The organism is Nonomuraea spiralis, assembly GCF_014648435.1.
Lineage (GTDB): Bacteria > Actinomycetota > Actinomycetes > Streptosporangiales > Streptosporangiaceae > Nonomuraea > Nonomuraea spiralis.
The window spans coordinates 517634-539403 of the sequence record NZ_BMRC01000001.1 but is presented as its reverse complement, the minus strand read 5'-3'; the positions used below and the strand labels follow the sequence as shown (position 1 = coordinate 539403).

General features: G+C 68.4%; 19 protein-coding genes and 2 pseudogenes. 9 read left to right on the top strand and 12 right to left on the bottom strand.

Translation table 11 applies throughout. The features are described 5' to 3' along the window. Complete coding sequence (locus IEZ27_RS02465) at positions 1-1824, top strand: FtsX-like permease family protein (RefSeq protein ID WP_189645658.1); 1824 nt, start codon at positions 1-3, stop codon at positions 1822-1824. A gap of 131 nt (positions 1825-1955) precedes the next feature. On the opposite strand, the gene IEZ27_RS02460 is transcribed toward IEZ27_RS02465, so the two are convergent. Beyond that, positions 1956-3146, bottom strand: coding sequence for an FAD-dependent oxidoreductase (locus tag IEZ27_RS02460; protein WP_189645657.1), 1191 nt, complete (start codon positions 3144-3146; stop codon positions 1956-1958). Positions 3147-3199: 53 nt separating this feature from the next. On the opposite strand from IEZ27_RS02460, the gene IEZ27_RS02455 reads away from it, so the two are divergent. Then, positions 3200-3898: a TetR/AcrR family transcriptional regulator gene (locus tag IEZ27_RS02455; RefSeq protein ID WP_189645656.1), complete on the top strand. Its 699-nt coding sequence runs from the start codon at positions 3200-3202 to the stop codon at positions 3896-3898. Positions 3899-3901: 3 nt separating this feature from the next. Here IEZ27_RS02455 and IEZ27_RS02450 read toward each other — a convergent pair whose 3' ends face one another. Beyond that, positions 3902-4699 (bottom strand): MerR family transcriptional regulator, encoded by a 798-nt coding sequence (locus IEZ27_RS02450; RefSeq protein ID WP_229823111.1) that lies wholly within the window; start codon positions 4697-4699, stop codon positions 3902-3904. A gap of 58 nt (positions 4700-4757) precedes the next feature. Between IEZ27_RS02450 and IEZ27_RS02445 the strand changes: the two genes are divergently transcribed. Then, the gene (locus IEZ27_RS02445) at positions 4758-5510 is read left to right on the top strand and encodes a MerR family transcriptional regulator (protein WP_189645654.1); all 753 of its coding nucleotides are present in this window, start codon (positions 4758-4760) and stop codon (positions 5508-5510) included. 70 nt (positions 5511-5580) lie between these two features. Here the strand turns inward: IEZ27_RS02445 and IEZ27_RS54860 are convergent, their stop codons facing one another. The 3 genes from IEZ27_RS54860 to purB all read right to left on the bottom strand — a co-directional run bounded on the left by IEZ27_RS54860 (position 5581) and on the right by purB (position 8900). Further along, positions 5581-6567 carry a DUF4037 domain-containing protein gene (locus tag IEZ27_RS54860; protein ID WP_268246032.1) on the bottom strand — a complete coding sequence of 329 codons (987 nt, stop codon included), beginning with the start codon at positions 6565-6567 and terminating at the stop codon, positions 5581-5583. A gap of 123 nt (positions 6568-6690) precedes the next feature. Next, positions 6691-7473 (bottom strand): GNAT family N-acetyltransferase, encoded by a 783-nt coding sequence (locus IEZ27_RS02435; protein WP_229823110.1) that lies wholly within the window; start codon positions 7471-7473, stop codon positions 6691-6693. Further along, positions 7470-8900: an adenylosuccinate lyase gene (gene purB, locus IEZ27_RS02430; protein WP_189645653.1), complete on the bottom strand. Its 1431-nt coding sequence runs from the start codon at positions 8898-8900 to the stop codon at positions 7470-7472. The genes IEZ27_RS02435 and purB overlap by 4 nt, the downstream gene beginning before the upstream one ends. Before the next feature lie 152 nt (positions 8901-9052). Here purB and IEZ27_RS02425 point away from each other — a divergent pair, with 152 nt between their 5' ends. Beyond that, complete coding sequence (locus IEZ27_RS02425) at positions 9053-9247, top strand: CsbD family protein (RefSeq protein WP_125637715.1); 195 nt, start codon at positions 9053-9055, stop codon at positions 9245-9247. A gap of 295 nt (positions 9248-9542) precedes the next feature. On the opposite strand, the gene IEZ27_RS02420 is transcribed toward IEZ27_RS02425, so the two are convergent. Together IEZ27_RS02420 and IEZ27_RS02415 are read right to left on the bottom strand one after the other, a co-directional pair. Then, positions 9543-9878: a hypothetical protein gene (locus tag IEZ27_RS02420; RefSeq protein ID WP_189645652.1), complete on the bottom strand. Its 336-nt coding sequence runs from the start codon at positions 9876-9878 to the stop codon at positions 9543-9545. Positions 9879-10275: 397 nt separating this feature from the next. After that, positions 10276-10749, bottom strand: a complete 474-nt coding sequence (locus IEZ27_RS02415) for a hypothetical protein (protein ID WP_189645651.1) — start codon at positions 10747-10749, stop codon at positions 10276-10278. Positions 10750-11148: 399 nt separating this feature from the next. On the opposite strand from IEZ27_RS02415, the gene IEZ27_RS02410 reads away from it, so the two are divergent. The 3 genes from IEZ27_RS02410 (at position 11149) to IEZ27_RS02400 (ending at position 14875) form a co-directional block, all read left to right on the top strand. Then, positions 11149-11508 (top strand): hypothetical protein, encoded by a 360-nt coding sequence (locus IEZ27_RS02410; RefSeq protein ID WP_189645650.1) that lies wholly within the window; start codon positions 11149-11151, stop codon positions 11506-11508. 261 nt (positions 11509-11769) lie between these two features. Next, positions 11770-12414: a hypothetical protein gene (locus tag IEZ27_RS02405; RefSeq protein WP_189645649.1), complete on the top strand. Its 645-nt coding sequence runs from the start codon at positions 11770-11772 to the stop codon at positions 12412-12414. Between the two features lie 790 nt (positions 12415-13204). After that, positions 13205-14875: a TROVE domain-containing protein gene (locus tag IEZ27_RS02400; RefSeq protein WP_189645648.1), complete on the top strand. Its 1671-nt coding sequence runs from the start codon at positions 13205-13207 to the stop codon at positions 14873-14875. Between the two features lie 2 nt (positions 14876-14877). Here IEZ27_RS02400 and IEZ27_RS55425 read toward each other — a convergent pair whose 3' ends face one another. The 4 genes and pseudogenes from IEZ27_RS55425 to IEZ27_RS02385 form a co-directional block, all read right to left on the bottom strand. Further along, positions 14878-15192 (bottom strand): helix-turn-helix domain-containing protein, encoded by a 315-nt coding sequence (locus IEZ27_RS55425; protein WP_379478540.1) that lies wholly within the window; start codon positions 15190-15192, stop codon positions 14878-14880. Further along, positions 15167-15586 (bottom strand): hypothetical protein, encoded by a 420-nt coding sequence (locus tag IEZ27_RS02395; protein WP_189645647.1) that lies wholly within the window; start codon positions 15584-15586, stop codon positions 15167-15169. The genes IEZ27_RS55425 and IEZ27_RS02395 overlap by 26 nt, the downstream gene beginning before the upstream one ends. A gap of 117 nt (positions 15587-15703) precedes the next feature. Further along, the gene (locus IEZ27_RS02390; RefSeq protein ID WP_189645646.1) at positions 15704-16828 is read right to left on the bottom strand and encodes a hypothetical protein; all 1125 of its coding nucleotides are present in this window, start codon (positions 16826-16828) and stop codon (positions 15704-15706) included. Between the two features lie 186 nt (positions 16829-17014). Then, positions 17015-18241, bottom strand: a pseudogene (locus tag IEZ27_RS02385) (IS30 family transposase). A gap of 665 nt (positions 18242-18906) precedes the next feature. Between IEZ27_RS02385 and IEZ27_RS02380 the strand changes: the two are divergent. Beyond that, complete coding sequence (locus IEZ27_RS02380) at positions 18907-19479, top strand: hypothetical protein (protein ID WP_189645645.1); 573 nt, start codon at positions 18907-18909, stop codon at positions 19477-19479. Between the two features lie 1403 nt (positions 19480-20882). Beyond that, positions 20883-21431 (top strand): hypothetical protein, encoded by a 549-nt coding sequence (locus IEZ27_RS53560; RefSeq protein ID WP_229823109.1) that lies wholly within the window; start codon positions 20883-20885, stop codon positions 21429-21431. 64 nt (positions 21432-21495) lie between these two features. Here the strand turns inward: IEZ27_RS53560 and IEZ27_RS55420 are convergent. After that, positions 21496-21645: pseudogene (locus IEZ27_RS55420) on the bottom strand (peptidoglycan-binding domain-containing protein); the annotation flags it as partial. Between the last annotated feature and the right edge of the window lie 125 nt (positions 21646-21770).

Sequence of the window (21770 nt, the reverse complement as noted above, 5' to 3'; positions counted from 1 at the left end):
ATGGGCCGCATCCTTCTCGTGATCCGTCTCGCCCTGCGAGACCTCCGGCGTCGCCGTACCGAGGCCGCGCTTGTGCTGATCGCCATCCTGGCCGCCACCACGACGCTGACGCTCGGGCTCGTCCTGCGCGACGCGGCCGGCGACCCGTACCAGAGCACCCGGGCGGCGACCAACGGACCCGACGTGGTCGCGGGCGCCGGCCTCGCCGGCCTCGCTGAGCTCGGGAAGCTGGCCACCGCCCCCGGCGTCACCGAGCACAGCGGACCGTACCCCGTCATCGCGGGAACGTTCGAGGCGTCCGGCCGGACGTCGGATGTCCAGGCCATGGGGCGCGACGCCACCATCGCGGCGGTCGATCAGCCGAAGGTGACGCAGGGCAGTTGGGTCAGCGACGGCGGTGCGGTGCTCGAGGCCGCCTTCGCCGGCTCGCTCGACGTGGGCGTCGGTGACTCGGTCACCCTGGGCGGAAGGTCGTTCAAGGTCGTCGGCGTCGCGGTCACCGCCGCCATGCCGCCCTATCCCGGGGCGTCCTGCATCGTCTCCGCCGGCTGCATCAACGGCGCCATCCCCGACGACCGGGACCTGCCGGCAGGGTTGCTGCACAATCCCGGGCTGATCTGGCTCACCCGGACGGATGTGCGGAGCCTCGCCTCGGACCCGAGCTCCCTGTCCTACGTGATGAACCTGAAGCTGGCCGAGCCGGACGAAGCGCAGGTATTCGTCGACCGGACCGGCGGCGACCATGGCGACGCCATGCCGATGCAGACCTGGCAGAGCATCCTCGCCGACGCCACCGACCTGGCCGAAGACTCCCAGATCCTGCTGCTCATCGGCGCCTGGCTGCTCGGCCTGCTCGCCGTGGCCAGTCTCTCGGTGCTGGTCGGCGGCCGGATGGCCGACCAGCACCGACGCGTCGGACTCCTCAAGGCAGTCGGCGGCACCCCGAGTCTGGTCGCCGCCGTGCTGCTCGCGGAGTATCTCCTCGTGGCCGTCGTCGCGGCCGCGGCCGGGCTGACGATCGCAGCGCTGAGCGCTCCGTTGCTCACCGAGTCCAGTGCCGGCCTCGTCGGCAGCGCGGGGACGGCCTCGTTGACCTGGTCAACGATCGGTCTGGTGACCGCCGTGGCACTCGGCGTCGCCGTGGTGGCGACCGCTGTTCCGGCCGTGCGCGGCGCCCGCTCCAGCACCGTCAGCGCGCTGGCCGACGCGGCACGCCCAGCTCGCCGCACCGGTTGGCTGATCACTGTCTCGGCGCGACTGCCCGTCCCGCTGCTGCTCGCTCTGCGGGTCGCCGCCCGCCGGCCGCGACGGGTCGTGCTGGGCGTGGTCAGCATCGCGGTCACGGTCAGCGGCATCTACGTCCTGCTGGTGCTCAACGCCTTCCTCGCCGACCAGCCAGGCACCGGCGCATACACCGAAGCCCAGGTGACAGTGCTGCGGCACGTGCTCCTGGTCTGGACGGTCATCCTGCTCACCCTGGCGGCGGTCAACGCCATCGTCATCACCTGGGCGACGGCGCTCGACAACCGGCATGCGTCGGCGCTGGCACGCGCCCTCGGCGCCACCCCGCGGGAAGTGACCGTCGCCCTGGCGACCGCGCAGATGCTGCCCGCGCTCCTCGGCGCCGTCATGGGTGTCTTCCCGGGAGGCTTCCTGCTGTTCGCCTCCATCACCACGATCACCGGCGGCGACAGCGACAAGGCCACGCTTCCCGCACCCTGGCAGCTGATCGCCCTGGTGCCGGCAACCGTGCTCGTGGTGGCGGCGCTCACCTCTGTTCCCGCCCACCTCGGCGGCCGCCGTCCCGTGGCCGCGACTCTCTGAGCCGACCACCACGGCAAGCCTGGTGGTGCCGCGTAGCGCTCATGGCTGTACCACTGTTCCTCAACCCCGCTCACCTTGGACCCCTGACGCCGGCCGGCCGGCGTCAGGGGTGGTGTGCCCGCCTTGGAGGGTCAGGAGGACTGGACGTCGTCGAAGAGGGCGAGGGCTTCGGCGGGGTCCGGGCTGACCAGGCGTTCCAGGCCGGCCGCCGTGAACTCGGCCCACTTGGCGGCCCGGGGCCACATGTGCTCCTCGAAGGCGCGGACGATCTCGTCCAGATCGCCGGAGCCGGCGGCGATGGACTCGGCGAGTTCGGCGCCCTCCAGCATCGCGAGGTTCGCACCCACCCCCAGCGGAGGCATCAGGTGGGCGGCGTCGCCCAGCAACGTCACCCCGGGGACGTGGGCCCAGGTGTGGGACACGGGCATGACGTACAGGGGGCGGTGGGCGAACGCGGCGCCGTGGCGCAGGAGGTCGAGGACGGGAGCGGCCCAGCCGTCGAACAGGGCCAGCAAACCGGACCGCACGGCCTCGGCGTCGGCCAGGTCCAGGCCCGCGCCTTCATCCGCGCCCTCGTTCGAGCTCGCGTGCCGGTTCAGGCCCAGATGGCGCTCCGCGTTCGTGTGCCAGTCCAGCGGTGCGCGGAACTGGGCGTACACCTTGACGTGGCCGCCGCTGTTGCGCTGGGCGACGAGGGAGCGGTTCACGCCGTACACCGCCATCGCACCGTCGCCGACCAGCCGGGCCAGATCGGGGTGACGGGCATCGACGTCGTCCAGGGACGTCTCCACCGCCGTGATGCCGGTGTAGTGCGGCCTCACCGGCGAGACCGCCGTACGGACCCGCGACCAGGCGCCGTCCGCGCCGACCACCAGATCGAACGTCTCCCGCCGCCCGTCCGCGAACCCGACCGACACCCCGCCCCCGTCCCCGGCCCCCGGCGCCACCTCCGTCACGCCCTGCCCCCACCGGACCTCCAGCGGGCCGAGCAGCAGGTCACGCAGCTGCCCGCGATCGATCTCCGGATGGGCCTGCTCATCCGGACCGGGCCCCCAGTCGCGCAGCACGGTCCCGTCCGTGTCCAGGATGCGCATGGCCTGCCCCTCCGGACGCGACAGCGCCCGGAACCGCGCCAGCAGCCCCGCCTTGTCCAGCGCGAGCTGCCCCAGCTTCTCGTGCATGTCCAGCGTGCCACCCGGAGGACGGGCCTCAGGGGAGGGATCGCGCTCCAGGACGGTGACACGATGCCCGTGCCGGTGCAGGACGCGCGCGAAGGTCAGACCGGCGGGACCGGCACCCACCACAGCGATACGATGTCTCATATCGATACACTGTATTTGGCCGAGACAATGTATCGCAACAGTACGATGTACCCATGACTGTGTGGGACCGGCCCGAACCACCGACACGCCCCGCGCCACTCGACCGGGAGCGCATCGTCACCGCCGCCATCGCCCTGGCCGACGAAGGCGGACTCGAAGCAGTCTCCTTCCGCAAAGTCGCCGCCCGCCTCGACGCCGGCCCCATGCGCCTGTACGGCTACATCACCACCAAAGAAGAACTCTTCGACCTCATGGTCGACGAAGTCCACGCCGAAATACTCCCCACCCCCACAGACCAGCCCGCCGACTGGCGCCAAGCACTACACACCCACGCCCAACGCACCAGACAAGCCACCCTCCGCCACGAATGGCTCGCCGACCTGCTCGGCGGCCGACCCACCCTGGGCCCCAACGCCCTGGCCGCCACCGAAACCACCCTGGCCGCCCTCGACGGCCTCGCCGACCTCGACACCCTCATGCGCGCCGTACAGACCGTCAGCGCCTACACCATCGGCGCCATCAGACGCGAGATCGCCAACCTACGAGCCGAACGCACCACCGGCCTGTCCAAACTCGACTGGCAGCGCACCCACGGCCCCCACGTCACCAGAATGCTCGCCACCGGCCGCTTCCCCACCCTGGCCAAAGTCGTCCACGACGGCACCGAGACCGACGCCGAGACATCCTTCACCACCGGCCTCGACTGGATCCTCGACGCCGTCGCCGCCAAACTCACCCACCCACCGGCCTGACCCTCACAACTCCTCATCCACCGGAACAAGCACATGCGTCACCAACTCACCAGGCGACGTACGCGCCGGATCCGACACATACACCTCCCGCACCGCACCACGCACCACGAACCGCCGCTCAGCACACCACGCCAGAACAGCATGCACCGTCAACGAAATCTGGTCATAAGGCCCCACATGAGTGGCCCGCGCGAACACCCCACCCGGCAACACCCCCACCTCGACCCCCTCATCAACGACCCAACCACCATCCCCCTCCAACACCAACGCCACCCGTACATCAACCACCTCACCCACATCAACCGGAAACAACCCCACCAACCGCACCGCCCCCGAAACCCCACGAACCCCCGCCAACACCCGCGCCACCGCCACAGACGTCGCCCGGCCCACATCCTCCGCCCCCGACGCCCGCTCACCCACGAACGCCGCCCGCCACGACACCTCACGCACCAAACCCACCTCAGGCGCCGGCAACCCCTCAGCCAACACCCGCTCCAACGACGCGAGCACCCGCCGCCGCCGCGCCAACTCCGCCTCCAACGACACCCGCACCGACTCCAACGCCCCCGTCTCCCCCGACAACACCCGACCCACCACCGGCAACGGCACCTCCAACGACCGCAACAACGCGATCGACAACGCCTCCCGCGCCTGCTCAGCCCGGTAATACCGGTAACCCGTCCCCGCATCCACATACGCCGGACGCAACAACCCCAACTCGTCGTAATGCCGCAACTGCTTCACACTCAACCGGCCCAGCCGCGCGAACTGACCGATCGGCAACAAATCCCCATCCACCCCACCAGCATGAACCCTCCCATCACAGGAGAGTCCACCCTCACGTAACGTCAGACCCATGACCCTGTCCATCGGCCAGGTCGCCAAACTGGCCGGCATCACCGTACGAACCCTCCACCACTACGACGAGATCGCCCTGCTCACCCCCAGCACCCGCACCACCGCCGGCTACCGCCGCTACACCGACCACGACCTCCTCCGCCTCCAGCAGATCCTCCTCTACCGCGAACTCGGCTTCCCCCTCGACGACATCGCCGGCATCCTCGACCACCCCCACACCGACGAACTCACCCACCTCCAACGCCAGCACGACCTCCTCACCCGCAAAGCCGAACGCCTCCACCAGGTCATCACCAACGTCGAACGCGCCATCCAAGCCCAAACCCTGCACATCCCCCTCACCCCCGAAGAACGCCTCGCGATCTTCGGCGACTTCCGCCCCGAAGACCACCAGGCCGAAGTCCAACGCCGCTGGGGCCACACCGCCGCCTACGCCCAGAGCCAGAGCCGCGTCGCCACCTACACCGAAGCCGACTGGCGCCGGCTCACCGCCGAGGCCGCAGCCATCAACGACGACCTCCTCGCCGCCCGCCGAGCCGGCCGTCCCGCCGACAGCCCCGAGGTCATGGAGATCGCAGAACGCCACCGCGCCCACATCACCCGCTGGTTCTACGACTGCACCCCGGAGATGCACCGCTGCCTCGGCGACCTGTACGCCACCGACCCCCGCTTCACCGCCACCTACGACGCCCTGGCCCCCGGCCTGGCCGCGTACTACCGCCAGGCCATCCACGCCAACGCGCGCCGCTGACGTCGCAGAGGGTTTGAATGACCGAAAAAGATGATCTTCATCGACCCCAACACCTTTACAACGTAGATTTTTAAGCGCCGAGATCCAGAACCGCGGCCGTCAGCGCCCGAGCCCGCCGCGGCGAGGTCACCAGCTCCACCGTGTCCGACAACTGATCCACGCACCCCGCCACCGGCAGCCCCCTGACCACCGGATCCGTCACCGACGCCATCAACGCCCGCGCGAACCGCTCCCCGCCGATCACCCGGAACGGCCGGTCGAAGAACCCCCGCAGCTGCTCCTCCTGCCGTTCGGCCAGCGCCGTGCGGTTCTGCAGCGCCGCCAGCCGCCCGTAGGCCGCCGTCAGCCCCTCCTCGCGCTCGCGCCACGACCGCGCCGCCATCGCCGACCCCAGCGCCTCGCCCAGCTCGGCCGAGCCCGGCAGCCGCGCCAGCGCGCTGCCCAGCCATTTGGCGTACGGCGGATAGCGTCGCCGCAGCAACAACGCCAGCCGCATCACCTCGCGCGCCAGCCGCGCCCCGACCACCGCCGACCCCAGCTCGTCGCCCACCTCCGCGCACCGGCCGGGGAACGGCTCCTCCTGGCCGATGCGCTGCCATTGGCAGGCCAGCACGTACCGCCACACGTCCTGCGGGTACCAGCGCAACGCCTGCCGGGCCGTCTCCAGCCCGGCGCCGGACAGCTCGTCGCAGAACACCTCGCCCTGCGTCACCTCGGCCAGGCTCTGCCACGGCACCGACAACCAGTCCAGCAGCGACACCCCTTCACGAGGGTCGAACCCGAGCCGCTCCACCAGCCACTCCCCCAGCTCGGCGACCACGACGCCCGGCTGCCGCACACCGTGGTAGTCGAACACGGTGTCGAACCCGCCGAACCGCTCGGGCAACCCGGCCGCGACCCGCTCGCGTACCGGCTCCACCTGCGCGGGGGGCACGAACAGCAGGACCCGCGGCCCCCAGTCGTGGTCGGCCGAACGGGCCGTGTCGAACGCGAGCACCTCCGACCCCGGGCCGATCAGCGCCGCACTGTGGCGCACCCCGGGCAACAGCGGCGCCACCACTTCGCCATAGAAGGCGCGAGAAAGCTCAATACCAGGCACAAAGTCGCACATCACGCCGTCAACTCTGCACGAGCCCCGCCCGAACCTCACCCGGTTTTCCCGGCGGCCGTCACGTGGCCGTCACGCGGAGGCGGGGGCGGTGACGTGGCAGGCCAGGACGGGGAGCCGGCGGTACCCGATGCGCTCGTAGACCTTGATCGCCGCGGTGTTGACGTCGTCCACCATCAGCGCGGCCCGTCCGTGGGTGGCCACGAGCTGGGACGACACCCAGCCGCACACCCGTTCGGCCAGCCCCCGCCCGCGGAAGCGGGCCGCCGTGGCGACACCGGCCAGCAACCCCACCGACGGCGCCGACCACGCGTCGGCGGCCACCGCCGCGAGCTCGTCACCCACCCGCACGCCGGCCCAGCGCCGCACCCCGGACGCGCCCGGCACCGCGTACGACGAGGGCGCGTCCCCGGCCAGCAGGGCCGTGATCTCCGGCTCGGCGTCACTGTCCAGCCAGCCGACCTCCGAAGGCGGCACAGGGCCGGGCGCCGCGCCAGGCGCCGTGCCAGGCGCTGTGTCAGGCGTGGCCGCGAGGCTCATCCAGGTGAACTCGGCGCTGTCGCGTAAGCCCTCCAGCATGGCGATCACCTGCCGCATCAGCTCGCGCTCGCCGAGCGGCCGGTAGGTGGGCCCCAGCTCGGCCAGCGCGTGCCCGACCAGCGTCACCGCGTCGCGGGGGTCGCCCCACACGGCCAGGCGGTCGTGGCGCGCGATGTCCGGCGCCGCGGCCACCACCGCGTTGCCGCCCGCCCAGGCGCGGGCCGGGCCGCGCAGGTCCTGCGCGGCCCACACGATCAGGTCGTCGTCGCCGCACGCGGCCCGCAGGCCGTCCAGATCGCGCAGCTCGTGAATCACAAGATCTCGCCCGGCCGGTACGCGGCGGCCTCCGGGTGCTCGGCCACGACCTGCCCGACCTGCCGCGCCACCTCGGCGACCTGCGCGGCCGCCGCTCCCGTGAACGACACCCGGTCGGCCAGCAGGGCCTCCAGCTCCTGGCGGTCCAGCGGGAAACGTTCGTCGGCGCCGAGCAGGTCGAGCAGCTCGTTGGCGGCGCCGCGCGAGCGCATCGCCAGCGCCGCCGCCACCGCGTGCTCCTTGATCAGCTCGTGGGCCTGCTCGCGGCCCACGCCGGCGCGCACCGCGGCCATCAGCATCTTCGTCGTGCCCAGGAACGGCAGGTAGCGGCCCAGCTCGGCGGAGATCACCGCCGGGAACGCCCCGAACTCGTCCAGCACGGTCAGCATCGTCTCCACCAGCCCGTCGAAGGCGAAGAACGCGTCCGGCAGCGCGACCCGGCGCACCACCGAGCAGGACACGTCGCCCTCGTTCCACTGGTCGCCGGCCAGCTCGCCCACCATGGAGGCGTAGCCGCGCAGCACCACGGTCAGGCCGTTGACACGTTCGCAGGAACGGGTGTTCATCTTGTGGGGCATCGCCGAGGAGCCGACCTGGCCCTCCTTGAAACCCTCTGTGACCAGCTCGTGCCCGGCCATCAGCCGGATCGTCTTGGCCAGCGAGGACGGCGCCGCGGCCAGCTGCACCAGCGCCGTGACCACCTCGAAGTCCAGCGAACGGGGATAGACCTGGCCGACGCTCGTCAGCCGCCGCGAGAACCCCAGGTGGGCGGTGACCTTCTCCTCCAGCTCGGCCAGCCGGTCCTCCTGGCCGCCGAGCAGGTCGAGCATGTCCTGGGAGGTGCCGACCGGGCCCTTGACGCCGCGCAGCGGATAACGTCCGATGAGCTCCTCCAGCCGCCGGTAGGCCACCAGCAGCTCGTCGGCGGCCGAGGCGAAGCGCTTGCCCAGCGTCGTCGCCTGCGCCGCCACGTTGTGCGAACGCCCCGCCATGACCGTGGCCGTGTGCTCCTCGGCCAGGGACGCCAGGCGCGCCAGCAGCGCCACCACCCGGTCGCGTACCAGCAGCAGGCTGTCGCGGATCTGCAGCTGCTCGACGTTCTCGGTCAGGTCGCGCGAGGTCATGCCCTTGTGCACCTGCTCGTGCCCGGCCAGCGCGTTGAACTCCTCGATCCGGGCCTTGACGTCGTGCCGGGTCACCCGCTCGCGCGCCGCGATGGACTCCAGGTCGACCTGCTCGACCATCTTCTCGTAGTCGGCGACCGCGCCCTCGGGCACCGCGATCCCGAGCTCGGCCTGGGCACGCAGCACCGCCAGCCACAACCGCCGCTCAGCGATGATCTTGTACTCGGGGGACCACAGGCGGGCCAGCCCAGGTGAGGCGTAACGGGCGGCCAGGACGTTCGGGATGCGCGGCTTGGAAGTCACGTTGGACAAGTCTATTCACACGCCCCCACTCGCTCGGCACCCAGCGGGCGGCGAGGGCCGCGCCGGGCATCGGCCTGACCGGAACCAGGTTTCCGCCCCTGCCGGCTGGACAGTACAAGAGGTCGCGACAATTCGACCAGAAAGGCATGAACATGGGCAGCAAGGACAAGATCCGTAACAAGGCGCAGGAGCTCAAGGGACGCGCGAAGGAGAACGTCGGCGAGGCCACCGGCGACCGGCGCATGCAGTCCGAGGGGCGCTCCGATCAGACCAAGGGCGGCCTGAAGCAGGCCGGCGAGAAGGTCAAGGACGCCGGCAAGAAGGTCAAGGACACCTTCAAGAAGTGACGGCCGCCGTCGGCTCGGGTGTGTTAGCCGCTCGCCCGCCGCCGTACCGGCCCGGGTGGTTCGGTACGGCGGGTCGTCCCCGAAACCCTACGACCCGATGGACGAGGGGTCGGCCGACGGCGGGCGCGCGCCCGCCCGCGAAAGCGGGGGGACGGCGGGGGGACGGCACGGCGGGTCACGTCGACTCGCCGCCGCGCCGCCTCCCGTCGCTCACCGCCCGCGGGAGCCCGTTGGGCCCTCCGAACCCTCTGAGCCCCTTGAGCCGGGCGGAACCGTCACGAGCGCGTACCGGATGTCAGCTGTTGCACTCCCGGGAAAGGACCTTCCCGGTCTTGGTGTCCGTGCACGTCTTGCACGTACGGTCCGGAGCCGTCGGGAGCGGTTCCTTCGTGGTCTTGCATTCGCGCTCCGTCGACTCCTGCTGCTTGGGCTTGCTCTCGCAGTACTGCTTCTTGTACCCACTGCCCTTCTTGTCGCGGCAGTAGTAGCACCTCTTGTTGCCTTCCTCCAGCCATTTGCACGGAGCGTTCCGGGCGTGCCCGGCGTTCCTGGCGGCGCAGTCGTCCGGCGCGGCGGAGGTGGCGGACGTGGCGGTGGTGTGGACTGTATCCGCCAGCGCCTGCGAAGCCATCGAAGGGACGAGGGCGGCAGCGACAAGGGCGCTGACAGCGCATGCTTCCTTGAGCACGTTTCCTCCCACTGTTCGCGTCTTCCTTTGGCCCCTCCATGGTGACCCGCCATTACCGGGAAACGTCAATACGGGCGGCCCGAATTTCTTTCCCGGCCGCCGGACGCATTTTCACGACAGAAACTCTCGGACACATCGTCCTGGCGATAAGAAAGCCACCGCCAAATGCGTGCTTTACCTTTGCGCGCCCTTCTTTTACGGCTGCCGCCACGTCGCGGCGCCTCCGGAGACCACATCCAACCCGAGCGCCGCTCGCGTTGCGGCCTCTTCGATCCTCCGCCTCAGCGGATTCGGTCGCAGATCACGGCACCCGCGGCCCGGGGCCGGACGCCGTCGCTTCTCAGTGACAGCGCCAATCGAGACCAGGCTCGTGGAATCCGTCGAAGAACTCGACGATGACGCTCTTGTATCCGGCCCGCCACGATCCACTCGGGTTGACGAACACGCTGCCGGCGATCCCGCGCCCGTCAACCCCTTCGACGGTCAGCGACTCGTAGTAGCGCGCGATCTCGGCGTCCGGCAGCTTGGTGAGCAGGGACAGGCGGACCGCGAAGTCGCAGTGATTGCTGTTGCCGGACTGAAGACCCACGACCCCCTGCACAGGGCGATCCCCTGGTTCCGTGTCAGGCGGATACGGAGCCATGCTCACCCGCTCCTCGAACCGGGCCAGCCTCTCATCGTTCCGCCACTCGGGAACCTTGAACGCCAGGACGTAGGCGACGACGACAGCAAGAAGCACCAGCCCCACGAAGAACGGCCACCTCCTCCGCCGCTGCCTCGATAAGCTGGCCGGAACCGCCTCGGTCAGCACCATGCGTGCCGCCCTCCAGAAACACACTCGTCGGATGATGACCAATTCAACAACCCAGCCTGGCAACCACATGACTCCCACCACCAGATCCGACAGCAGGGAGATGCCGTCAGGCGAAAAGAATCGACGACAGACCCGGGCCCCCGCCGCAGCATGCACTGCCAGAGGCTCCATCCTTCCTGAAGGTTGCCGCCCGTGCCGCCTGCACGCCGGGCGCCCCTTCTCTGGCACCCTTGCCGCGACACTTCCAGCCAGTCACTCCGACCGCCTTTCGTAGGCGCCTTGGACAGGCGTTGGCGACTCACCGCTGCCGCCCTGGCCCCGTCAGCGGCTCATGCAGCAGACTCCTGCTGGCCCATCCCGGACAACACGAAGACCTTCTATCCACCGGGACGTGGCCCGGTGCTGGTCGCGGTGAAGGTGTGTGTCGGCAAATCCGGCACCAAGCATGAGGCTCAGGTCAACGTCGCGTGGAGTCGCCCGAACGGCGGACCGCTCAACGCCTTCGACGATTTCCTGGTCCACACACGCCTTGAGCGCAACGACGTCGCCAAGGACCAGGCCCACGTCGGGCTCACGTACCTGATCAACTCTAAATCCGGAGGCCAGCAGGAGGCGAACGGCAAGTGGTACGACAGCCCGCTCACGGGAGGCTGGACCGCTGACGTGACCATCGATGATGACCTCGACAACGACGGCAAGGGCGAATTCGTCTGGAACCTCCCCGGCTCGCACGAAGTTTCCCTCGACGGCGTGGAGTGATTCCGTGAGCGTCGTGGTCTTCCTGAGCGGCATGCCTGTCGTGATCACTTGCAACGATGAAGCGCCCTTGTTCGTTGGCGTTGTGATGAGGGATTTGTTGCCGACCGGATCAGCACCCTCGGGACGAGACGCACCCCCCCGAAAGGTCGCAAGGGCCACCGAAAGGCGTCCGACATGAGCAGCCGGCCAGAAAGACCAGCACAGAGGTTGATCAACCGGAAGCGATCCAGCTACTGGTGGCCCAGAGTCTTCCTTGCAGCCATGACAGCGAATGTGATCTGGGAGATCACAAAGAAGAACATCCCTCTCAGTTCCACCAACTCGTGGCCGTGGAAGCTGACCGTGCTCGACGTTACGACGAGCGCCACTTTGGCGAGCGCCGCACTGGCCCTCCTGTTGGCACGATCCCAACTATCCCGGACCAGCCGCCCAGTGATCAGCTACACGTCAATACTGCACAAGAGCCGCTTCATCAGGAAGCCCTATCGTGTCATTCACGTACGCAACGCCGGAGCCGGCCACGCCGTTGTCCTCATGCTCAAATACAGATACCGGATAGCCGATCCGAGAAGCGGAACCGCAAAGGGACCCCTGACTGACTGGATGGACTGGCACGACGTCCTCGACAAGCTGGAGGGCCACAACATGCGCGACCGGGTCGACTTCGCGCTGCCCAACATCGCCAACGGGGCGGGGCTGCCACTTGGCAGCGCGACCAACGCAGATCTGGAGCTGGTCGCGTTCACCGAGAAGGCAACGGTGATGCTGGTGGAGTTCGACATACTGTTGCGCATCGAGGACACCTTGGGCGACCAGCATGAACGCGTCCTGATATGCATGTCGCAGCGCCACAGGAAAGAATTGCTGGACAAGCTGGACAAGAAAAGGTTGCGCTTCTGGAGATGACTTCTCCTCGGGCGGTGGGGCTTCCGTCATGTCACGCTGTCGTTCCGGCCGGCCGCGCCGGCTGCGGCGGGCCGCTCTGCGGCACCTGCACGCAGGGAGGATGTCGGGAAGCCGGTTGCGGCGACTGGTGAATGACGAACCCGGCCACGCGGTCGCGCGCCGCCCCGGACGCGGGATGCGCAACCTGGGCCGGTAATCGTGACCGCAGGAAAATGGATCGAGGTTCGATCGTTGATCCGCTAGCGTCTGTCTCGCAAGTCCCCCTCAGATCCCGGCGCGGTCCGGTGAGGGCACGGGTCGAAGTTCGTCGGTTACCACTTCTAATGGGGCGGTCGCAGGTTCGAGTCCTGCCCGGGGCCAAACGCTCCGGTAGCTCAGTCGGCAGAGCACCTGAACGCCGGTGAACGTCCCACATCCGTGTCTTCTCCGGACCTCGCCGGTCCGTCGTCAGCCCTGCCGTCGGCACGGGTCGAATCCGGTCGGTTACCACAGGGTAGAGGTTCGATTCCTTCCGGCCCCTCCTCGTGGGGCCGGTCGCCCAGGTCGGCTGGGCACCCGGCCGGTGCCCCACATCCGTGCCTTCGGCAGAGCTGACGACCGATAGACGGCGGGTCGAAGTCGTTCGGTTATCTCCCGGCACCGGCGGTCGCGGGGTTCGAGTCCCCGCTGCGCGGCTTGCCGCGCACAGCTCAGCGGTGGAGCTCCGGTCTTGATCCGGTCGACGCACCCATATCCGCCGTCCCTCACATCCGCCGTCCGGCGGGTCGAACATCCCTATGGAGGCACTTCCATGGCCCGCAACCGTGACCCTCTCGCCGGCGTCTCCGCCATCGCGACGCCGCAGACGCGGCCGCTGCCCGGTCGCCCCGACCAGGTTCAGAACGCGGCAGGTGGCTACGTCTTCGCCAAGGACGTGTGGCGCAAGCTGGAGGACTTCCTGATCCTCGGCACGACAGGCGGTACCTACTACGTGAGCGAGGACAAGCTGACCGCCGAGAACGCCGGCGTGTTGTTCCAGGCGATCGCCGAGGACGGCCCGCGTGTGGTCGAACTGCTGACCGCGATCTCCACGGCACGTCCACCGCGCGCGCCGAAGCAGCGTCCCGCTCTGTTCGCGCTGGCCGCCTGCTACGCGAACGGCGACGCCGACACCCGCCAGGCCGCCAAGGTGACTCTTCCCAAGGTCGCTCGCACGACGGACCATCTGGCCCAGTTCTTCGGCTACTACAAGAACCTGGGCGGCAAGCCGACCGCCCGCGGTGTCGCGCCGACGATGGGCCGGTCGCTGCGGACCGCGCTCGGCTCCTGGTTCCTGAACGGGACGCCCGACGCCGTGGCGTTCAAGGCGTGCAAGGCCCGCCAGCGCAAGACCCCGCAAGGTGAGGCGTTCGACCTGCGCGACGTACTCCGGATCGCGCACCCGGCAGCGGACGGAGACCAGCGCAGGACCCTGTTCGGGTGGATCGCCGGCAACGTCGGCGACGAGCAGGCACGCCAGGCGCTGCCCGCGGTGGACCGGTTCCTGACCGCGAAGGCCGTCACGAGTCCGTCCGAGGCGGTACGAGTCGTGACCACGACGAAGGTGCCGTGGGAGTTCCTGCCGGACGCCATGCTCCGCGAGCCTGCCGTGTGGGAGGCCCTGATCGAGACGGTCGGCATGACGGCGCTCATCCGTAACCTGGCACGGATGACCCGGCTGGGCACGCTCACGCCGACGGCGGCGGCGACGTCGCGTGCGGTGCTGCGACTCACCGACCGCGAGGCGATCCTCCGGGCCCGCATCCACCCGATGGACGCATGGCTCGCCATGCGCGTCTACGCCTCCGGGCGGGCACAGCCGAACCCGCGCGCCGACCACCAGACCTGGCATCCCGTCCCGGCCATCCTGGACGCGCTGGAGGAGACGTACGAGGCGGCTTTCGGCACGGTCGAACCGTCCGGGAAGAGGTTGCTGGTCGCGGTGGACTCGTCCGGGTCGATGAGCTGGGGCGGCGGTGTCCGCGTGGGCGGTTCGCCGATCGGGTCGCCGTACGAGGTCGGCAACGCGATGGCGGTCATGCTCGCCCGCATCGAGCGCGGCAACGTCCACGTCATCGATGTCGACACCAGCGTCCATGCCTCGAAGGTGACCCCGCGCACCAACCTGCGTGAGATCGCCTCCTGGCAGCCGTCCGGCGGCGGCACCGACCTGTCCCTGCCGTTCCGGTGGGCGCGCGAGCAGCGCATGCGGGCGGACGGCATCGTGATCTTCACCGACAACGAGACGTGGGCCGGCCGGGCACACCCGTCGCAGGAACTCGACACCTACCGCCGTACTGTCGCCCCCGGGGCCCGCGTGGTCCTGGCCGCGATGACGACAGCGGGACACTCGATCGGCGCCCCTCGGGACGAGGGCGTCCTCAACGTGGCGGGTCTGGACGCCTCACTGCCACTGATCGTCAACGGCTTCATCCGAGACTGAACTCAACCCTCGGATCCGCTGGAGGCGCCTTCGAAGCGGATCCCGCCTCGAAGGCGCCAGGAGCCCGAACGGCCTGATCTGCTGCGCGCCCCGGCATGGTGCCCCGCTTGGGCGTCGGGCGTTTCCTGCCTGTCACTCACAGACATGGAAGAACATCTTGGCCAGCCCGGGAACCTGGGCCTGCCCAAGGTCAGGCCATTCTCGACCCGAAAGACCTCGCCGCTCGCGCACCCTGACGTCCGGGCGGCTTGAGCAATGGTGAGGTCCCGCGCCAGGCGGAGAGCCCGCAGCTCACGGCCTGGCTTGTCTTGCTGCAAGCAACGGCGAACTCATGCCTTGGCCCGGTGGCCCGGTGGGATGAACTGGCTCTGCGCCCACCATTACCGCGATCAAGTTCGTCTGGCGTGGCGAATTCGCGGCGCGGACGAGGGCCGCGGACTGGCCGACGTTCAGCTGGTGGCCCTGGCCGTAGCGGTCGGTCAGTCGCGCGAGGACGGTTTCCTCGTTGGGGTGCGAGCCGGTGGCCCGGTTGACGCCGGTGGCGTACATAAACGCCGTGTCGACGACGACGATCGCGACCGGCCGCAGGCCGGCGACCAGGTTCTTGACGACGTGCCACCACAGACCGTGGCTGCCCCACCGGTCGCGGGCGTCCTGCTCGGCAGGCCGGTTGACGACGACAAGGACGAGGTCGCACTGGGCAGCGATCACCGCGAGCGCGCGGATGAGCGCCCCGTGGCTGGTGGACGCTTTCTAGGGGTCGTCGCAACACAGTGATTTGTCGCTGGCGGCAATCAGCCTAGCGAAGGCCTGGGTTTCCGCGTCACATCAGGACTCGACTGCGTCAGGTCTGACAGACTCCCGCGTCCCATGGACGCTCGTGACCAGACTGGCCGCGCCCAGCGCAGTGACCAGCGCCACGGGCACGGTTGCCCAGGCCAGCCAGTACGGGTTGCTCTGCGAGGCGTGATCGTAGAACCTGGGCCCGACTGTCAGGTAGACCGACCAGATCAGCAGCGGTCCGGCTACGCCCGCGATGACGCCTGATCCCAGGCTGGCGTCCCGCGATGCCGTCCTCGCCGACACCCAGGCGATCAGGACCAGGGGAGTGATCAATGCCAACAGCGCGAAAAGGAGCTCCAGCCAAGCCCAGGTGACGTCACTGATCTCCAGCCAAGCCGCCGTCACCTTGCCGACTGTGAATGCCAGGATGAAGGAGACCAATCCGAGCCGCGCTCCGCCATGGCGGAGCGCGGCGGCCGCCGCGGCGGCACCGATACCGCCGCCGGCGAGCGAGGCCAACAAGGCGACCAGCGCGGGCTCGCCGGACACGCCGAGGGCTTGGACGTACTGCACGGGTCCCGCTGTCAGGGCACAGCCCAACCATGCGGCCAGTGGTACGACGAGGAACCTTTCTCGCCCCGCTGTCATCCTGCTGGCGATCACCGAGGCGATCACGACCGAGGCCGCGGGGTACAAGATGGCGCTGGTGAGGTCGCGATACCAGCCCGGTCCGTCGTACTCGTGGTAGTCCTCCCACCGCGTCATCTGCAGGACCTTGGCCGCGACGAGTTGCCCGCACCCGAGCGCCCCGGCGGTCAGTGCGGCGACAGCGGCGGGCAGCACGGCAGAGCTGGTTCCTCTGGCGCTCGTGGGGGGCAGGCCCTTGGCCGCGATCAGGTAAGCGAGCACGGCACCGATGGGCCAGCCTGGCCAGCCCGCCATCTGGTCGGCGAAGTCAGGCCCGTCGACGCCGTCGCCTAAGACCTGGCCGATCAGGACCGCCGACAGGCTGCCGCACAGCGTGGCCAAAGCCGCCCGCGCGGGTTCGCTGCGGAGAAGGAACCCTGCCGCCAGGCCAGTCAGCATTCCAGCGAGTTCAAGACGACCGGCCAGCAGGAGAAGCATAGACAGACCCGGCGCGACAAGCATCACAAGGACGACGATTCGCATGTTCGGCACCCTCCCAGAAAATCATGACAACACGTTGGTTGCCCGCCGAGATCTCCGAGGCGAGGACGGGCGCTGCCATTTCTCACCAACTTTTCTGGCGCGCGCAGGAAGCTGTGCGCTGTCGCAACCGACCAGCAAGCGCTGCCGCTCGTCACCGACCCAATCACACCGCTCCTCCCAGGTCGGTCAGGCGCAGGTTCCCAGGAGTTCCGCGAGGCGTTGGGCCGGGGTGTCCCAGTCGAGCGTCTTGCGAGGTCGGGAGTTCAATTCGGCGGCAACGGCGTCGAGCTGGTCGCGAGTGTGGATGGACAAGTCGGTGCCCTTGGGGAAGTACTGGCGTAGCAGGCCGTTGGCGTTCTCGTTGGAGCCACGCTGCCACGGGCTGGCCGGGTTGCAGAAGTAGACGGGCATGTCGGCGGCGACGGAGAACTCGTGGTGGCGGCCCATCTCGCTGCCCTGATCCCAGGTCAGGGAGCGCCGGAGATGCGCTGGCAGCGTCGCGATAGTGTCCAGCAGGGCATCGCGCATGCTGATCGCACTGTGGTCGAGCGGCAGATGAACGAGCATGACGTAGCGAGTGGTGCGCTCGACCAGGGTGCCGATGGCGGACAACTGGTTCTTGCCGATGATGAGGTCGCCTTCCCAATGTCCGGGAACGGCGCGACCGTCCACCTCGGCGGGCCGCTCACTGATCATGACCATGGGCGCGCTGTAGCGGGGCTGGCGCTGCTGAGCCTGTCGACGCGGCTTGCGCATCGCGCGACCGGTGCGCAGTGCCTTGGTCAGCTCGCGGCGCAGTTCGCCGCGGCCTTGGACGTAGAGCGCCTGGTAGATGGTCTCGTGGCACACGTGCATCTCCGGCCGCTCGGGGAAGGTCCTGCGCAGGCTCTGGACGATCTGCTCTGGGCTCCAGCGCTTGTGCAGGTGGTCCTGGACGTATGCCCGTAACTCCGGGTTCTGCCCGATCTTGCTGGGCTTGGGGTGGGGCTGGCGCGCGTCGGCTCGAGCCTGGGCCGCGTGCGGCCGATACTGGCCGGGCAGGGTGCCGGTTACGGCGGATCTCCCGGCTGATGGTGGAGGGCGCACGACCCAGTTCGCGGGCGATCTCGCGGATCGAAACCTTCTCCCGCACCCGGTCGGCGATATGGATGCGTTCGTCTTCCCGCAGATAGCGGGACACGCCAGAAGGGGGCCCGCCGGTCGTCTGACCGGCGGGGCCCCCTTCTTCTTTGCCTTGTTCGGTACCGAGCCATTCCGCCACCGCTTCCCGGTGCGGTAGTTGATCCCGACGATCCGGCACGCTTCCATGCTGCTGAAGCCTTGATCCATAAGGCGGAAGTATGCCTCTCGCTCACGCGTGAGCTTCTTGCGGCCCTGTGGCGTTCGGATCTTGCGGATCTCGAACTCTTCCATCGCACCCCCAGGCTGGAGTGTTGCGACAACCGCTAGAACGGAAGGTGAGGCTCCTCCGGGGGCGCTTGCGACGCGGTGGCGGCCGTCAGGTGGCATGGAGTCGGACACGTGGTTCTCCTTCCGAGGGCGTGAACGAGGGGTGAGGCGGTCGGGGACGGTGCGGGGTCGGCCGGATGCGGATGCGTGTATGAGCGAGGGCGGGCAGGTCTTATCCGTGTCCTCCGGGCGCTCTGTGAGGAAGCGGCATGCGGTCGGCCCGGTTCGCGCGGATCGCGAAGATGCCGCCCCCGGGGCGAATCCGTCCTGCCGAGTAGGCGGCGGCGACCTGCCGGACCCCTTGCTTGGCTGGCCCGTGTCGGGCGCTGGTGCACAGACGGCAGGACGCGCCGCCCGGGTCGGGCCGGTCGCGTACGCGGACCAGTACATGCAAGCCCGGAGCCCACTCGCCTCACCCGGGACCACTTTGCCCAATTATGCACGCCCAGCCCTATTTGCTGCTAAATAGCTGAAATAGCTACTTTTTATTTGTCTTTCGATACTCCTTACCTTCTACAGAAAATTCGCACGCTTTATCGCTTCATCGAAGGGGTACCTCAATTTTGTAACCATTTAGGGGCCAGCTATTGGCCCCTTTCGTTCGAATCTGGCATCTTCAGGGGAAACACGTGGCTCAACACCAGAGCGGGCGCGCTTCGCACCCACTCGGCATCATAGGTACGCTGGCGTTTGCTCTAGCCGCAACGGCAACCAGCGCACTCACGGCTCTTTCAATTCCAGCGTCAGCCTTTGCCGACGTTCACACGACATCGGTCGTCAGCGTTCACGGCCTCGCGGATGCCAAGGTCGCGAACGCGAACAATCGCTCCTTCCCCATCGGGACGGACGACGACAACGCTGTCGCGATCGACTCGGCCTTCCAGGGGGACCCAGAGGACGAGGAGAGGCTGCCGACCAAGTTCGTAGGGGTCATTCGGGAGCACAAGGTACTGATCAGGGACCCGCGGACGACGCCACGATGGCACGACCTGTCCTCGCGGCTGCCCAGGAACTTCGGCCGCCTGGTCGACATCACTCTGGCCGCGCCCGACGAGGGGACGACAGTGCACGTCACCGTCCTCAACGCACACTCCCGCATAGCGCAGAGCACGTGCACCGTCTTCCCGCCTCCGGGCACCATGACGACGCGGCCCTGGCCTGCCAACTGCAGCCCCTTCGTCGACATCACGCCGCCCGCCTGAGTCGACCGGGCCTGATCCGCTGACGCCGCTTGCCGTGCCCTGAAATCTCCGGGCACGGCATTCGCGTTGATCTCGACCATTTTCGGCCCGTGTCGGGCCAATGGTCAGGGGCATTGCGCTGTGTCGCCGTCCAGGCAGTGGACTCGTAATCATGGTGGATGCCACGCGAGTGACCGGCATGTCGCCGAGGAGTTCAGGGGAACCGCCGTGTACTGCGCGTCGGCTCGCAGGCCGACGCCTACGTCGCGTGTGATACTGCAGGCGTGCAGGCGCATCTGTGCGACATGTCCTCGTTCGCCGATCAGTGACCACCGGTCCGGTGAGCGAGTTGCCGCATGCCGCACAGGCGTCCACGCAAGCTCTTGCTGCCGGCGCATGAAGCGGCCGCCGCCTAGGGCGGCGCGTCCCCGGCCAGAAACACAGGGACAGACCAGAAGGGGGCAAAGTCCGCGATCTGCCGTGGCAAGGGAGCAGGTTGCGCTCCGGCGATCTCCCTAGAGGGAGTAGGGGCGCGCGGCGCAGCCAGCCACATGCTGCCTGAGCGCGCGCCGCAAGGGACGCCCCCATCCTGAAGCCGCCACTCGCGGAGCTGATCCACGAACAGCGGACCCTGGTCGTCGATGTGGTTGTTGCAGCTTGAATTATTGATCGAAAACTAACTCACCACCTTTACAATGTAGATCATAATCGTGCCCTCGTTCTGCCGCGCCCTTGCCGGGGCCTGCCCAGCCGGTCAACGTGACCACCTGTCGCTGTATCCATCGGCCCGCAACTCCGCGTGCTCGGCCGCTCGTTGTTGCATCGGCCACGGAGCGGCGTGCCGCCCTTCAGGGTGATCCATGCCGACAAGCGATGCCGGATCCAGCCGGCAAGCCACTGTGCCCTGTGGTGTGAATCCATGGCCTGCCGTCGGGCCGGTGATCGAGCGCGTGTCGGATGTCGCTGACGCGCTCCAGGATCACACATTCCACCCATAGGTCACACAGACCACACGCTTGTGCACAGCGGACCCTTGACGCGTCCTAGCTCAGGGCCCACCTCGCCCGCAACGCGGGTTTGCGCTGGGATCGCACGGGAGACGCACCATGCAACACTGCGCCTCGAAGCGGGCGGTCGACATCGTGCATACCGCGGCCAGGGCCGCGGCTGAGCAGGACTTGGCGCGGCAGGTGAAGCTGGGTCACCAAGCCGCAAGCCATCTGGTCTGGGGGCGGTACCTGTCCATGACGTAGCTGAAGGCCAAGTGGGACTAGATGATAGTGCTTCGTTCAGCAGGGCCTCTGATGCCGGGCGCAAGGGCGCGGCGGGGAAGGAGCGCCTCGGGCACGCGATTCGATCGACGGTCTGAGAGGCCACTCAGAAGACCTCTCCCAGGATCACTCAGAGCATGCTCAACTGACGGGGTGCAGACTGCGATCACGAGCCTCATCGCCATCGCCGGAACACTGCTCGGCGCTGCCGCCACCTACCTTTTCCAAGGACGCGCCGCAAGGCAGGCGCGATTAGAAGCCCGCGATGAGCGGCTCTGGCAAGAACAGCTCGCCGCCTACAGTGCGTTCGCCGGCGCCATCACCTCGTACCGATCCAGCCAGAACGCTCGCTGGTATCGCAAGCGCGAAAACCCGAGCGGGGCGCCGTACATCAACGCTCGAACTGAGTCACTCAACGAGCGCACGAACGCCAAGGCGGCGTTGTTCAGGCTCCGACTGCTCAACCCGGACGCTGAGCTCAATCGGCTGGCCTCGGAGGCGTTGGAGGCCACCACTGCCATCCACCGTGCCGTGGATGAAGCCGCGAGAGATCAGCAGGCAGAGCGATCACAGCGCGCGCTCCTAGCCTTCGTCGAGGCCGCCTCGAACCAGGTACGCGCACGGACTTCGATGCATCCAATATCAAGGTCAACAACCCTGCAGGCTGACGTGCGCGCGCCTGTCCAAGACTCAGCGGGATGAGCTCCAGCACGCCGGTCACTCGGCGGGCGGTTTCCAACGACCAGGTGAGACCCCAGGTCGTCTCTTCGATGACGCCAGTCGACTCGGCGCCGACCTTGTCCTGGTAGCTGGCGCACACTGCCTTCGACATCGGGCCGTAGATGCCGTCCACGCCGATCTTCCAGCCGCGCTTCTTCAGCTGGTACTGCCAGGTCTTGACGTCGTTGCCCTGCATGTACGGGTCCGCCAACTTGATCACGCGACCTGGCCAGAGCGGGATGCCGTCCTCATGCTTGATATTGATGGACTTCTCCAGCGGCCCGTCCGGCCGGGGAGCGCCCCGCTTCGCCCACGCATACA

Bases quoted from the DNA above. Each gene is read 5' to 3' on its own strand.
- IEZ27_RS02415 (WP_189645651.1), bottom strand. From the start codon at position 10,749: ATGGTGCTGACCGAGGCGGTTCCGGCCAGCTTATCGAGGCAGCGGCGG.
- IEZ27_RS02460 (WP_189645657.1), bottom strand. From the start codon at position 3,146: ATGAGACATCGTATCGCTGTGGTGGGTGCCGGTCCCGCCGGTCTGACC.
- IEZ27_RS02445 (WP_189645654.1), top strand. From the start codon at position 4,758: ATGACCCTGTCCATCGGCCAGGTCGCCAAACTGGCCGGCATCACCGTA.
- IEZ27_RS02420 (WP_189645652.1), bottom strand. From the start codon at position 9,878: ATGGCTTCGCAGGCGCTGGCGGATACAGTCCACACCACCGCCACGTCC.
- IEZ27_RS02400 (WP_189645648.1), top strand. From the start codon at position 13,205: ATGGCCCGCAACCGTGACCCTCTCGCCGGCGTCTCCGCCATCGCGACG.
- IEZ27_RS02390 (WP_189645646.1), bottom strand. From the start codon at position 16,828: ATGCGAATCGTCGTCCTTGTGATGCTTGTCGCGCCGGGTCTGTCTATG.
- IEZ27_RS02455 (WP_189645656.1), top strand. From the start codon at position 3,200: ATGACTGTGTGGGACCGGCCCGAACCACCGACACGCCCCGCGCCACTC.
- IEZ27_RS02425 (WP_125637715.1), top strand. From the start codon at position 9,053: ATGGGCAGCAAGGACAAGATCCGTAACAAGGCGCAGGAGCTCAAGGGA.
- IEZ27_RS02465 (WP_189645658.1), top strand. From the start codon at position 1: ATGGGCCGCATCCTTCTCGTGATCCGTCTCGCCCTGCGAGACCTCCGG.
- IEZ27_RS02405 (WP_189645649.1), top strand. From the start codon at position 11,770: ATGACAGCGAATGTGATCTGGGAGATCACAAAGAAGAACATCCCTCTC.